This window comes from Vibrio neptunius (assembly GCF_000967495.1).
Lineage (GTDB): Bacteria > Pseudomonadota > Gammaproteobacteria > Enterobacterales > Vibrionaceae > Vibrio > Vibrio neptunius.
Genome location: NZ_JXXU01000011.1, coordinates 133,999 through 146,832 on the forward strand (window position 1 = coordinate 133,999; position 12,834 = coordinate 146,832).

At 43.6% G+C, this 12,834-nt stretch carries 12 protein-coding genes; 9 read left to right on the forward strand and 3 right to left on the reverse strand.

The window, feature by feature from the left end; translation table 11 throughout:
- Window positions 1–85: 85 nt before the first annotated feature.
- From TW84_RS04765 to TW84_RS04775, 3 genes are all read left to right on the forward strand, one after another.
- Window positions 86–2,023 (forward strand): ATP-binding protein, encoded by a 1,938-nt coding sequence (locus TW84_RS04765; protein WP_045974527.1) that lies wholly within the window; start codon window positions 86–88, stop codon window positions 2,021–2,023.
- A 9-nt stretch (window positions 2,024–2,032) separates the two neighbouring features.
- Complete coding sequence (locus TW84_RS04770; protein WP_045974528.1) at window positions 2,033–2,530, forward strand: response regulator; 498 nt, start codon at window positions 2,033–2,035, stop codon at window positions 2,528–2,530.
- Between the two features lie 172 nt (window positions 2,531–2,702).
- The gene (locus TW84_RS04775) at window positions 2,703–3,257 is read left to right on the forward strand and encodes a hypothetical protein (protein ID WP_045974529.1); all 555 of its coding nucleotides are present in this window, start codon (window positions 2,703–2,705) and stop codon (window positions 3,255–3,257) included.
- A 69-nt stretch (window positions 3,258–3,326) separates the two neighbouring features.
- Here TW84_RS04775 and TW84_RS04780 read toward each other — a convergent pair whose 3' ends face one another.
- Entirely contained in the window at window positions 3,327–3,914 is a 588-nt protein-coding gene (locus TW84_RS04780) for a TfoX/Sxy family DNA transformation protein (RefSeq protein WP_045974530.1), read from the reverse strand.
- A 348-nt stretch (window positions 3,915–4,262) separates the two neighbouring features.
- On the opposite strand from TW84_RS04780, the gene TW84_RS04785 reads away from it, so the two are divergent.
- From TW84_RS04785 to TW84_RS04805, 5 genes are all read left to right on the forward strand, one after another.
- Entirely contained in the window at window positions 4,263–5,183 is a 921-nt protein-coding gene (locus TW84_RS04785; RefSeq protein ID WP_045974531.1) for an HDOD domain-containing protein, read from the forward strand.
- Between the two features lie 30 nt (window positions 5,184–5,213).
- Window positions 5,214–6,119 (forward strand): LysO family transporter, encoded by a 906-nt coding sequence (locus TW84_RS04790; RefSeq protein WP_045974532.1) that lies wholly within the window; start codon window positions 5,214–5,216, stop codon window positions 6,117–6,119.
- A 111-nt stretch (window positions 6,120–6,230) separates the two neighbouring features.
- Window positions 6,231–6,746, forward strand: coding sequence for a hypothetical protein (locus tag TW84_RS04795; RefSeq protein ID WP_045974533.1), 516 nt, complete (start codon window positions 6,231–6,233; stop codon window positions 6,744–6,746).
- A 141-nt stretch (window positions 6,747–6,887) separates the two neighbouring features.
- On the forward strand, window positions 6,888–8,534 hold the full coding sequence (panP, locus tag TW84_RS04800; RefSeq protein ID WP_045974534.1) for a pyridoxal-dependent aspartate 1-decarboxylase PanP: 1,647 nt from the start codon (window positions 6,888–6,890) through the stop codon (window positions 8,532–8,534).
- Between the two features lie 278 nt (window positions 8,535–8,812).
- Window positions 8,813–9,667, forward strand: a complete 855-nt coding sequence (locus tag TW84_RS04805) for a MurR/RpiR family transcriptional regulator (protein ID WP_019276064.1) — start codon at window positions 8,813–8,815, stop codon at window positions 9,665–9,667.
- 35 nt (window positions 9,668–9,702) lie between these two features.
- Here the strand turns inward: TW84_RS04805 and TW84_RS04810 are convergent, their stop codons facing one another.
- Window positions 9,703–10,953, reverse strand: a complete 1,251-nt coding sequence (locus TW84_RS04810; protein ID WP_045974535.1) for an iron-containing alcohol dehydrogenase — start codon at window positions 10,951–10,953, stop codon at window positions 9,703–9,705.
- 496 nt (window positions 10,954–11,449) lie between these two features.
- Entirely contained in the window at window positions 11,450–11,824 is a 375-nt protein-coding gene (locus tag TW84_RS04815) for a hypothetical protein (RefSeq protein ID WP_157634004.1), read from the reverse strand.
- A gap of 700 nt (window positions 11,825–12,524) precedes the next feature.
- Here TW84_RS04815 and TW84_RS04820 point away from each other — a divergent pair.
- A complete protein-coding gene (locus TW84_RS04820; protein WP_045974537.1) occupies window positions 12,525–12,791 on the forward strand; it encodes a GrxA family glutaredoxin in 267 nt (88 codons plus the stop codon).
- The last annotated feature ends 43 nt before the right edge of the window (window positions 12,792–12,834 follow it).

A 12,834-nucleotide genomic window follows, 5' to 3' on the forward strand; every position in this document is an offset into this window, starting at 1 on the left:
CTAAAACCTGTGTCTCAGTCAATCTGACAATTCCTTGATAGAGTGAAATCAGATCAGTGGGTTAATAAAGAGACAAACGGAAATCGTGAATCATTACGCCTTACTTTGTTTAGACAACAATCCTATCAGCATAGAGCAACTACGACGAGAGCTCGGTCAATTTGCTGCTAAGTTCGATGTTCATACCGCTGACACACTTCAAGATGCTCATGCGGTGCTTGATTATTGCCAAGAGAGCCAACAACCCGTGGCACTCGTTCTCGCCAGCCATCATGAAAACTTTAACGGCGCCGATTTCTTGGTTGAGCTCGATAAAAACCCTCACACAAAAAGCGCTCGTAAAATCTTACTCAGTTGCGGACAAGACATCCAAGCGATCTTGTCCGCTGTCAATGAAGGGCGGCTCGATCATTGTTTGACCAAGCCACTGCAAGATAACTTGGTGTATACCACTGTTAAAAAAGAACTGACGACATTCGTTCTAGAAAATGACAAAGACAATCTGCTCGCCTACAGTGAAACCCTCGACCAGCAGCGCTTACTTCGATCGCATATTGAACTACAGATGCGCAGCTATCGAGAAGGTTTCATCACAGACCAACACACCTTGTCAGACCATGAGCTGGCAGAACAAGTTATCTCTGCTCTTTATGAGTTTTTTTTAGATACTGATGAGACTGGTGCATGTAGGACATACTCCTCACAACACTTGCTCACCGAAGAAGGAGAAGAAAATCGATTCCTTTGGTTCATCACTCAAGGCGAAGTCGCTCTGTATAAGAAAGATGACCAAGGTGTGCAACGGGAAGTCGTTCGTCATACAAAAGGTAATCTAGTAGGCGGGATGTCATTTGTGACAGGCGAGCCCTCTTTTTCTACTGCCATAACGTTGAAAAAGACCGAAGTTATTAAACTCGATAGAGATGTATTCGCAAAAGTCATGCATTCAAATACAGCATTGCTGCCACTCTTTACCAACCTTCTTTTGCGACATTTTAATCGCCGCTTGCAACGTAGTATCAATACAAAGCTTGAACTGCAGAAAACCCTTGAGTCACTGAAATCCGCGCATCAGCAATTGCTCGAAAGGGAAAAGATGGCCATGCTAGGCCAACTAGTGGCGGGGGTTGCCCATGAGCTCAATAACCCGATAGCGGCTATTTTGCGCGGTACGGAGACCATGACGACTACCATTAAAACGCTAGTAGACGACAATAAGTACCAACCGTTGACTGAGTTAGGAGCCAAGATTTTCTCAGATTCGCTCACATCGAAGCCAAGGTCGACTTCAGAAGAACGTCAACTGGCTAGAAGCATTGAATCTCAGGTTGGAGACCGGCGTATTGCTAAAAAACTCGTGAAGCTTGGGTTAGAAGAGGACCAAAGATGGCTAACCCATCTTAGCCACACCCCGACAAAAGCGCTTGAAGAGCTGGCGGCTCTCGAAAAATATTACTTAGCAGGCGCTACGTTACGATCTATCAATGTTTGTGCCCTGCGTATTGCTGATATGGTCAAGAGTCTAAAAGGTTACGCACGCCCGGACGATGAAACCTTCCGTTTATCCGATATCCATGAAGGTATCGAAGATACTCTCGTGATCTTCGAGAACAAATTAAAGATGCACAGGGTAGAAAAAGAGTATTGTGAAATGCCACCAATACTCTGTATGCCTGCAGCCCTCCAGCAAGTCTGGACTAACCTGATTTCGAACGCTATTGATGCACTACCAGACAAGGGGAAGCTACAAATCCGCTCGGAAACTCGATGCTTGCACGGAAAAAAATGGTTGGTGGTATCATTTCAAGACAATGGGATAGGCATACCCAAACACCTACAGCGTCAAATTTTTACCCTCAATTTTACCACCAAAAAGGAAGGGAACTTCGGATTAGGTATCGGTTTATCGATTAGCGAGCAAATAGTGCACCACCACGGAGGCCGAATTGACGTTCAGTCTCAAGCAGGAAAGTATACGCGGATGTCCGTTTGGTTACCCTTTAAAACGCAGCAATCATCATGAGGAAAAAACATGACTAAATATCTGATCTTATGTGTCGATGATGAGCGAGAAGTACTAGATAGCGTTATTCAAGACCTTCACTGCTTTGAAGAGCACTTCATACTCGAAGCCGCAGAATCGGTTAGCGAAGCAAAATCAATTATCGAAGAAATAGAGCAAGAAGGCGGACAGCTCGCACTCATTCTTTGTGACCACGTCATGCCAGAACAAACCGGTATCAGCTTTTTGATCGAGCTGAACGATAGCGCTTCAACTCAACCAGCTCGAAAGGTGTTATTAACTGGCCAAGCTGGATTGGAAGATACGGTAGAAGCTGTGAATCACTCTAGCCTCCACTTTTACATGGCCAAACCTTGGCGAGGAGAAAGCTTACGTGATGTCATCAAAAAGCAGCTTACCCTGTACATGATAGAGAACAACGCTGATTTAATGCCTTGGGCCGCCATTCTCGATACAGAAAAAATCTTAGATGCTGTAGCAAAAAACCGAGTCAATTTTGGTGAATAGATCACTAAATCATGTGTATTTTGGCATATTGATTGCTTAAATATGTAAATAGCGACAAAACAATGGCATTTTTGGTAGTGTAGGACGACGGCAATGCATTATGATATCCCAATATGGCAGCGCTCCGTCGCCCCTAACCAAGGAAATTAACAAAAATAGGTTTTTCTTTCGTATGCGTAAAACAATCTTAGCTGCAGCACTAGTGCTAGCATCTGGTCAAACTCTTGCAGAGACCGACCCAAACAGCCCAACCGTAATGAGTAACTTCAGCTACGATTACTTAGAAGCTCGTATTGGTGCAAGTCCTGTTACCTTTGGCGCAGCTGTAAGCAAATCTATCCACCCTAACGCTCACGTTATTGGTCGAGTTGACTCAGAGTTCGAAGGTGACTACGACACAGCAGCTGGTTTTGGCTTCCATGCGCCAATTAACAACTGGGCTGACTTCACAGGTGAAATGTTGTTCCGCCTAGTTGATTTTGGTGGTAAAGATGGCAAAGGGACCGATACAGGTATGGAACTCAACCTTGGTGTACGTCAATGGTTAGGTCCACAGCTCGAAGTAGGTGGTAAAGCCGGTTATGTCTCTATTGAAGACAATGACGATTGGATTGGTTCAGCATATGTTCGTTTCCATTCAACTGAGCTCTTCTCTATTGGTGGTGAAGCACGCATCAATGACTTCTATGGCGATCAGTTAATGTTCACTACTCGCTTTAAGTTCTAACAAAGCACCAGATACTAAAAAGCCGAGGGTCAACCTCGGCTTTTTTAATTCAATCTATAATCTTTAGCCTTACATACAGCTCGCCAATAATTGGCGCTTACGCGGCTCTTGAATTAACTTCCAATGCACACCATCAATAGCACCCGCAAATTTCCACAGCAGCTTGATGTCAACGTCATTGCCATAAATGGCTTTAACTCTTGAAAAAACTTTCGGAGCACCCAGCTTCAGAAAGGTATCAACGTCATCGACACCCGCTTTCTTTACCATACGCTCTAAAGTCAATTGCATGTTGGGTAAATCACGTAAACGACGACTTGATGATGATTTCTTGTGGTATCGTTGAGAAACCGAAAACTTAATAGAATGCTCTACAATCTCATCCAATAACTCACCTTGTTGACCAACTAGCCGAGTAATATCGTAGTAATTGACTGTTGCTGTTGTCTGTTTCTTCACATGACGGTACTTAATACAACCCAGTGTCGCCAATTTGTCGTCTAAATGCTCTCCACCTCGAATAAACACTTTATCAGCACTCATGAGCGCGAACATAGCTTCTTGCTTGAAGAGACCTGTCCCGCCAAACATTGAACGTCTTTGGAAACTGCCAAACTTGTTGACATAATTAATAAATTGTTGCTCTGTCATATCCATTGATCCTTCTAATCTAGAAAACCCCGATTATTTTCGATCACCAGATAGCAGCAGCTATAAGCGAAAAAATGTCAATCAGCCGGAAAAACTACGGTTTATATTTTTATCAGCATACCGACTGCAATGACTAATAAATGATAGTTAACGCAAAAAAATAAGTCTATGCACAGCTCACACCAACAAAACTAAATTCATAGATATTCGGGACTAACATCACACATGCAAAAATTCCATACTTAACTAGCCAAAATACACCGAGTAAGAACTCGCATTTAACTTATCAATAATTTGCATAGCAATAGTAAGGGAAGTTAAACTGTCAGCAGTAGAATCTATAGCAGATCATGCATGAACCATCTATCCTTTTATTGGCTTCCAGAAAACAACGAACTTTTAGTTAAAGGCATCGAGTCTGAGTTCTCAACGTTAGTTGAATACGCCATTAACTCGGGCAAAATTACTCTGCCACCGATCTCCGATGTCGTTTTGAAAATCCAAAAATTATGTACTCAAGACTCAACCACAGTGTTAGATGTTGCGGATAGTCTTCTTGAAGATCCAGGCCTTGCTGCTATCGTCATTCGTGTGGCGAACTCTGTGATATTCAATCGTCGTAACATCACCTGTACTGACCTAGTTACTGCCGTTTCTCGCCTAGGCATTCTCCGAGTCAGAGATATAGTGACCGCCCAGGCAATTGAGCAACTTAAGCACTCTGTCAACTTAAGCCGTAGCTGCAATGAAGTGCTGATAAACAGTGCTCACAATTCGCGAGAACTGGCTGCCACTATGGTTATGGTCGTGAAAGGCTTCAAAGATGCCAACGACCCAAGATACAGTAATCTCGAAACCGACAAAGCCCTATTGACAGGCCTACTGGCCGACATCGGCCTGTTTTGTATCGTGAACGAATACTACATGTATCTTGAGCAAGGAAATTATCTCGATGAGGATATTGCTTTCCAAATTTTCAACAACCAATGCTCCAATGCGAGCCGACTCGTCCTTGAACATTGGGGGTTTGATAGCGACTTTCTTGAAGTAGCAACCAATCAAGCCACTCAAAGACAGAGTGTTGATGTCAGCTATCTCGACATCGCTCGAATCGCCAATCATATTCTGATGTTCCGTAGACAAGATGACAAAATCGACGAGCACACCGTTGAATTTGACCTAACTGGTGCCGATATACTGTACAAACTCAGTAATTTAAGTGATATTGAGTTCAATACACAAATCAGTGACTTAATTAGCGCAAGCGGACTGTAGCGCTATACGTACCAGAACACAGGAAGCCACATGTTTTCAGGGATGATATTCATCTTTGCCCCACTCGTTGTCGGGTATATGATATCGATTTCCAAGCCATCGGTTCTAGACAAAATTAACGCCACGACTTCTAACCTTATCTATGTCATTCTGGCATTAATGGGGCTGAGCCTCGCGGCACTCGATAACCTGGGCCAAAACCTACAGCTTATCCTTCAATATGTCGCCATTTTCTTTGTTTGTATCAGTTTGAGTAACTTAGCAGCGCTGCCATTTGTCGACAAACTTCTGCCTATTGAAACAGACGCAAAGCAAACCAAGCTGCCTTTATCTAGTATGGCCTTGGAATCCGCCAAGCTGATCATGGTTGTTGGCGGCGGGTTAATAGCGGGTTTGATGCTTCCTATTGATTTAGGTTGGGTAGACACAGCCAGTGAGTGGATTCTGTTTGCGTTGCTATTTTTCATTGGAATTCAGCTACGCAACAGTGGTCTCACGCTTCGCCAAATACTGCTGAACAAGCATGGCATGATCATCGCCCTATTGATTCTTGCAACATCGATGCTCGGTGGCGCAATTGCAGCCATGATTTTAGACATCGATCTTTACCGTGGCTTGGCAATGGCATCGGGATTTGGCTGGTATTCTTTAGCGGGAATTCTGATGGGTGATGCTTTCGGCCCTGTCTATGGTGGAGCCTCATTTATGATTGAACTACTTCGTGAACTGGTTGCCTTAGTATTGATCCCACTCGCTATCCGCACTAAGCCCTGTACTGCGATTGGCTATGCTGGTGCAACGGCGATGGACTTTACGTTACCCGTGATACAAACCACTGGTGGGGTACGTTGCGTACCAATTGCAATAGTGAGTGGATTTATATTAAGCCTTTTAGTGCCCGTATTGATGCTTTTCTTTGTCTCTCTTGTAGGCTAGATCGCATGATTTTATCTTCAGATTCACTATATTAGGGCTCAACCACACATTATAATTTAGCTCTTGCTAATTTAGTGCGGTTATAATAACTATTCTTCAAAAGGAAACATTATGACACGTCTACTGATTGCATTGCTGCTGGGAGCAACCTCGACAATGGTTGCTGCTGCTGATAATGCATGTTTGTCCAAGAAATACGACGCCTATGTTGATGCTTCTCTACACTGGTACGAAGATCTCGCAAAGCTTACTTCTGAGCAATACCCTGATCTTAAAGAAGTTAGCGAGTGGTTTCTGGAAGGTCGAAAAAACCATTTTGAGTTGAATCGCGCTGCGGTCCACTATTACCTTGAAAACGACCCATCTAAGATCGCAACCAGTCAACCTGTAGAGGCTTGGCTACAGCTAGAGCAAAGAGATATCAAAACCTTGTCTTCACGCAGCGATGAATTGGGCAGATTAGCCCAAGTTACTTTCAGTGATCGTCAATCTAAACCTCATGACAAGAACTACGACCTTCGCTCCGCATTTGCCGATCTATTGAGTCATCCAACTAAAATAGATGGCGCACTCAAGCGCTACAATGCAGCGATTAAAGATCTAGAAACCATTTCATGTGATACATAGTGCACAATACCGCTGGACCTTTGGCTCAGCGGTAATGCCCCAATCACAGTATCTAAGTTCAAACAATTAAGACGGGACTTTGCGCCCGTTTTCGTTTAGATTGTCCCGCTGCAACAAAAAAGATAAGAGCAACGTAGCTGTATGGTATCGGAACACAAAACGGCTGACGTGAGTTTCGAGAGTTTACTCCGAATCTTCACAGTCCCAGAAGGGCCAGACTCAACACTAACCAAAATTGAAGAGAAGCTATCGCGAAACCTGAATCAGTTTTTGCGAGAACACATTGTCGCGGAAGAAAAACCACTTAGGGAAATCGAGAAAGATTTCTCTAACGCAACGCTTCCTGAGCAGCCAGAGTTCGTATCCGAACATACCCAACACTTGCTTGACACTCTAGTTTCCCAATCGGTGCATACCTCAGCACCAAGTTTTATTGGGCATATGACTTCAGCATTGCCCTACTTCTTGATGCCGCTGTCAAAGATCATGATCGCGCTCAACCAAAACTTGGTGAAAATCGAGACATCTAAAGCCTTCACTCCTCTTGAACGCCAAGTTCTCGGCATGCTTCATCGTTTAGTTTATGGTCGAAAGGATGAGTTTTACTCTCAATGGATGCACAGCGCAAATCATTCACTGGGGGCTTTTTGCTCCGGGGGAACCATCGCTAACATCACCGCTCTATGGGTGGCAAGAAACAATGCCCTGAGAGCTCAAGGCAACTTTAAAGGTGTTGAGAAAGAAGGCCTGTTCAAAGCGATGAAACATTACCGCTACGAAGGTTTAGCGGTTTTGGTATCGGAGCGCGGTCATTATTCCTTAAAAAAGGCGGCTGACGTACTTGGCATTGGTCAGGAAGGTCTAGTCGCCATCAAAACAGATGCCAACAACCGCATTTGCCCTGACGCGCTGCAGGAGAAAATATCTCAGCTAAAACAACAAAACATCAAGCCTTTTGCAGTGGTTGGTGTTGCAGGTACGACGGAAACGGGCTCGATCGACCCAATCGCAGATATTGCTGCTATTTGCCAGCGTGAAAGCTGTCATTTCCACATTGATGCTGCTTGGGGCGGTGCGACGCTTATGTCTAACAATTATCGCCACCTATTGGATGGCGTAGAGCTTGCCGATTCCATCACCATTGATGCTCACAAGCAGCTCTACATTCCTATGGGTGCTGGTATGGTGCTGTTCAAGGATCCAGAGGCAATGAAATCCATAGAACACCATGCGCAATATATTTTGCGTAAGGGATCTAAGGATCTTGGCAGCCATACACTTGAAGGTTCTCGATCTGGGATGGCGATGTTGGTTTATGCCGCGATGCACATTATCAGCCGACCGGGTTACGAATTGCTGATTGATCAAAGTATCGAGAAAGCGAGATACTTTGCCAATCTCATTAAGCAACAGGATGATTTCGAATTGGTTTCTGAGCCAGAGCTATGTCTGCTCACCTATCGTTATATTCCTGCAGATATTCGCAATGCTCTAGAAAAAGCAAATCTTGAGCAAAAGTCTGAACTTAATGACTTGCTGAATGAGTTGACTCAGTTCATCCAGAAACGACAGCGGGAAACAGGTAAATCCTTTGTTTCTCGAACTCGATTAAACCCTGACCACTGGGGCAGATTAAATACGATAGTTTTCCGAGTTGTGTTGGCTAATCCTCTGACAGGGGTGGACATTTTGAGTATGGTTCTGGATGAACAAAGAGAAATTGCTCAACAAGCCCCGAACCTGATGGCCAAAATCAAATCAAAAGCTCAACAAATCAAAGAAATCTGAAAATTTCTTTCGTAAAAGCTGTAATTTGGCGAACATTGATAGCCTAAACTCTCGGGAACCTTTGCATATTTTCATCATTTATGTAGTTTTGGTAAAGGTTAGTTTGAGGCTTGTCATATTCTCACCAATTGAACTGTATAAAAATTACTGGAAACCTTTTTCTTAGGTTTATACTGGAGCCATGGCGCTGGATAGTGATTGCCTTTAGGTGACGACTTGTAACCTTTCAACCAACAGGTATATCCAGTGAGTTGTTCTCTATACCCCACGTGAACACTATGAATACATTAGAAAAAATTCAAAAAAACCTAGAAAATTTCAGCAAATCTGAACGTAAAGTTGCCGAAGTTATTATGGCATCACCTCAGACTGCTATTCACTCTAGTATTGCCACTCTAGCCAAAATGGCGGATGTCAGTGAGCCAACAGTTAACCGTTTTTGTCGGCGTCTGGATACCAAAGGTTTCCCCGACTTTAAACTTCACTTGGCACAGAGCCTCGCAAACGGTACACCTTATGTAAACCGTAACGTTGAAGAAGACGACGGGCCTGACGCTTATACGCACAAGATTTTTGAGTCAACTATGGCCTGTCTCGATGTGGCAAAAAATAGCCTAGATTCAATGCAGATAAACCGTGCTGTCGATTTGCTTACCCAAGCGAAACGTATTTCGTTTTTTGGTCTTGGTGCTTCATCTGCTGTTGCTCGCGACGCACAAAACAAATTTATTCGCTTCAATATTCCCATCACCTGTTTTGAAGATATAGTTATGCAGCGTATGAGTTGTATCAACTGTACAGACAACGATGTCATTGTATTGATCTCTCATACTGGCCGAACTAAGAGTCAGGTAGAAATTGCAAACTTAGCACGTGAAAATGGTGCAACGGTTATTGCTATTACCGCTAAAGACTCTCCACTGGATAAGGCTAGTTCCCTTTCAATCTCCTTGGATGTCCCCGAAGATACGGATGTATACATGCCGATGGCAAGCCGTGTTGTACAGATGACCGTGATTGATGTACTAGCGACAGGTTTTACACTTCGTCGTGGCTCAGGCTTCAGAGAGAATTTGAAACGCGTAAAAGACGCACTAAAAGATTCTCGATACGACAAGCTATCCCAATTTTAAAAAAGGAGCCGCAGGCTCCTTTTTTACTCACCAAATTAAGAACTTTGCAATTTCGTTTCTGGGCGCTCATCGCTGCTACCTATAACACGAGCAATCGCCTCTACTTGAGCAATATTCTCCTGGGCACAATCGTTCTGACAACGACAAACTTGCTTAAGAATATAAATCAATCGATCTTGAGTCAGAGGCAAAGGATTACCTTTAATCGCTACCGACTTAAGTGCATTTAATGCAACTTCTTCAAATGAAGTACTGCAGACACCAAATTCGTTTAGCATGGGTAAGCGCAGTTTCTCCAGCATCATATTAACCCAAAGAACCGCATCTTCGCGTCTTGCATTGGTTCGCCTTGTCAGAATTCTGGCTATGTTCCTGTAGCGTTCAAGGACATCATGCCTACCCATTCTTTTTGCAGCTTTGATATTTTCTGACATCACATGTGGTGCCAGACGAGCACTAATCACACTGTACGGCGCTCTCAGCTTTCCACCAAGCGCCGAAGCTAGGCCATGGGCAGCTCCCAACTTGGCATTCGAACTCGCCATTCCACCTAACAAGGCAGCGAAAGACAAATCAGCGCGGGCCTGCGGGTTGTCGTCAAGACAGCCAGAAAGAATCGAGGAGCTTAATCTACGAAGCCCCTCCTCACATATCATATCGGTGAGTGGGTTTGGTTCACCACAGACATAAGCTTCCATTAATAGTGTAAAGGCATCCATCGCCCCTCTACCTGACTTATAAATATCAGTGCCATAGGTTAGCGTCGGATCGACGATTGCAACATCCGCAAGTATTTCAGGACTTCGCAAACTAACTTTGACTTGATCTTGACCTGAACGCAAAACCGCGTTTCGAGTCACTTCTGACCCTGTACTAGCCGTGGTAGGAATCGCGATAAATGGAATCGGTTTGGCCTTGAGAGGCACACTGCGTCCTACCACTTCAACATAGTCATATACGTCGCCTTGATTAGGAATAATAGCCGCTAATGCTTTACCCATGTCCAAAACACTTCCGCCACCTATTGCCACCACCATATCGGGTTTGAATTTGCGTCCGACTAACGCTGTCTCTTCGATCATTGTGATGTTTGGCTCACCGGATATCGCAACATGTTGGTAGCGCATCGATTGAGATTTGAGGTAATCAACTAAAACTTGTGCTCTCACTAAGCTTTGGCCAGAGACAAGTAAAACGCTGTAACCATATTGATTGAGAATTGAAAGCGAGGACTTTAGGGAACCTTCACCAAAAATAATTCGAGTGGAGGTCATAAACTGGAACATATCTAAGACTCCTTTCTTAAAATTAGTTTTCAATTTTCAGAAACTTAGAAAGAAAACCAAAGTGCAAAATTAAAAATAGCGACTAAAAGGCGACAGATTTCTAACTACGTTCATCACACGTCACAGCACACCATGATTTTAGTTTAGTTTTATTGTCTTATGTCATCAGGTTAGCCTTCTTGGAAAGTGACTTATCAAAAGTACGACTTGCAGCGCATACTTTGAGTATTGACTTGTTACTTAGTGGTTTACGGCATTTTTATCTTTGATGCCATCGAGCTAGCAGGCCGGATTGTCGAAGAAAGGGTTGATCTTATTCGATCATCACCTTATCTCAACCAAATAAATGACTGGTTGGGCAGGTTAAACATTACAACGTTGACACGCCTGCCGATGATTGATGGACTTAACGAATTGAATCAGTGGCGTAAATGCTGGGAGCATGACTGTCTTATGAATATCAGATGATGACTCCCAACCAGCTTTAAGGTAACGGTTAAAGTACCAAGGCACCTTCATACTTTGGATTTTTGGTGAATACTCTGGTGTTTCGATTGTAATGACCAAATACCATTTCTGCATTTATCCAGTTAGCAACGTTTATTTCACACTGAACGGGTTCAACATGATACCGGTCTACTGGATTTGGCGCTGCGAGACCACTCTTATTCACATCATAGGCAAAAGGATGGCGGCTAAGGTCAATAACGTAGACGTCTGTCGGGCACCAATTCGCCGCATAGTCGTAGTCAGTCGTGGTCGATATGCCAACTTTCCCTGTGTGTCCTCCAGCAAACTTTCCTGAAAACTTCTCCCAATCAACGTTTTGCTCATTTTGTTGGGTAAATCCGTTATCGAAAAAGTACTGCATTCTGTTATTCGCCCATCCTGGGTCGCCCCTGTAAACAATACCACGGTATAAAGCAGTTCCTCTTAACGCTCCTTTTTGAAAAGAGCGGCATGACCAATGCTTATCAATCAAACTACGAATTACATATTCATCAACAATATTATTCGTTCTTCTTGAGGACTTTCTCCAGCGAGAGAATAAACCCATAGAAACCTCCATACAAAACGGGACAAATTGCGATCCAGTAATCAATAATAAATATCATCCACGCTAAATAATCAAACTTTATTATGCGTTAGTTGTTTTATTGAGAAGTTATACCGTGAGAGTGGCAAAAACCTTGTAGCGTATAGAGAACAAACTAGTGTATCTGTGGTCCCTTTAATAATTAGGTGAACAGCAGCACGGTTGTTGCTACTGAATTACAGACACTTACGACACTCAAAACAAGTGGATAGTAGTTCGAGCATAGACCAGTCTGCAGTGCGTACTCGTATCATGATTGCCAGATAGTAAAACACTCCAATTGAACATTGAGTGGATACCATCGCATTTACGCAATTGTCTTGGTTGCTATACCTACTGTTTGGCAAACTTGCACAGATTCCGAGCAAAAACACCTCAATAGATTTTACCTATCAAAGCAACAGGCAATTGCGACTTTATTTCCGACTTTGATTCGGGCATAGTTGCATGTAACAAAATGAAGGAGAAAAACAATATGTTCGTAGTTATCTTTGGTCGCCCAGCTTGCCCATATTGTGTGCGCGCAAAAGAGCACGCCGAAACACTAAAAGCAAAACGTGACGACTTCAACTACCGCTACGTTGATATCCACGCGGAAGGTATCTCAAAAGCTGACCTCGAAAAAACAGTAGGTAAGCCAGTTGAAACTGTGCCTCAAATCTTCGTAGATCAAGACCACATCGGTGGCTGTGATGACTTCGAAGCGTACGCCAAAGAACACCTGGGTCTTTTCGACGAGTAATCGTTCCGAATTGAAAAAAAGCCGCTGTTATAAGCGGCTTTTT

Excerpts from the sequence above, each read along its gene's own strand:
- TW84_RS04820 (WP_045974537.1), top strand. The coding sequence starts at position 12,525 with ATGTTCGTAGTTATCTTTGGTCGCCCAGCTTGCCCATATTGTGTGCGC.
- TW84_RS04785 (WP_045974531.1), top strand. The coding sequence starts at position 4,263 with ATGAACCATCTATCCTTTTATTGGCTTCCAGAAAACAACGAACTTTTA.
- TW84_RS04775 (WP_045974529.1), top strand. The coding sequence starts at position 2,703 with ATGCGTAAAACAATCTTAGCTGCAGCACTAGTGCTAGCATCTGGTCAA.
- TW84_RS04810 (WP_045974535.1), bottom strand. The coding sequence starts at position 10,953 with ATGTTCCAGTTTATGACCTCCACTCGAATTATTTTTGGTGAAGGTTCC.
- panP (WP_045974534.1), top strand. The coding sequence starts at position 6,888 with ATGGTATCGGAACACAAAACGGCTGACGTGAGTTTCGAGAGTTTACTC.
- TW84_RS04780 (WP_045974530.1), bottom strand. The coding sequence starts at position 3,914 with ATGGATATGACAGAGCAACAATTTATTAATTATGTCAACAAGTTTGGC.
- TW84_RS04770 (WP_045974528.1), top strand. The coding sequence starts at position 2,033 with ATGACTAAATATCTGATCTTATGTGTCGATGATGAGCGAGAAGTACTA.
- TW84_RS04805 (WP_019276064.1), top strand. The coding sequence starts at position 8,813 with ATGAATACATTAGAAAAAATTCAAAAAAACCTAGAAAATTTCAGCAAA.
- TW84_RS04790 (WP_045974532.1), top strand. The coding sequence starts at position 5,214 with ATGTTTTCAGGGATGATATTCATCTTTGCCCCACTCGTTGTCGGGTAT.
- TW84_RS04815 (WP_157634004.1), bottom strand. The coding sequence starts at position 11,824 with ATGCAGTACTTTTTCGATAACGGATTTACCCAACAAAATGAGCAAAAC.
- TW84_RS04795 (WP_045974533.1), top strand. The coding sequence starts at position 6,231 with ATGACACGTCTACTGATTGCATTGCTGCTGGGAGCAACCTCGACAATG.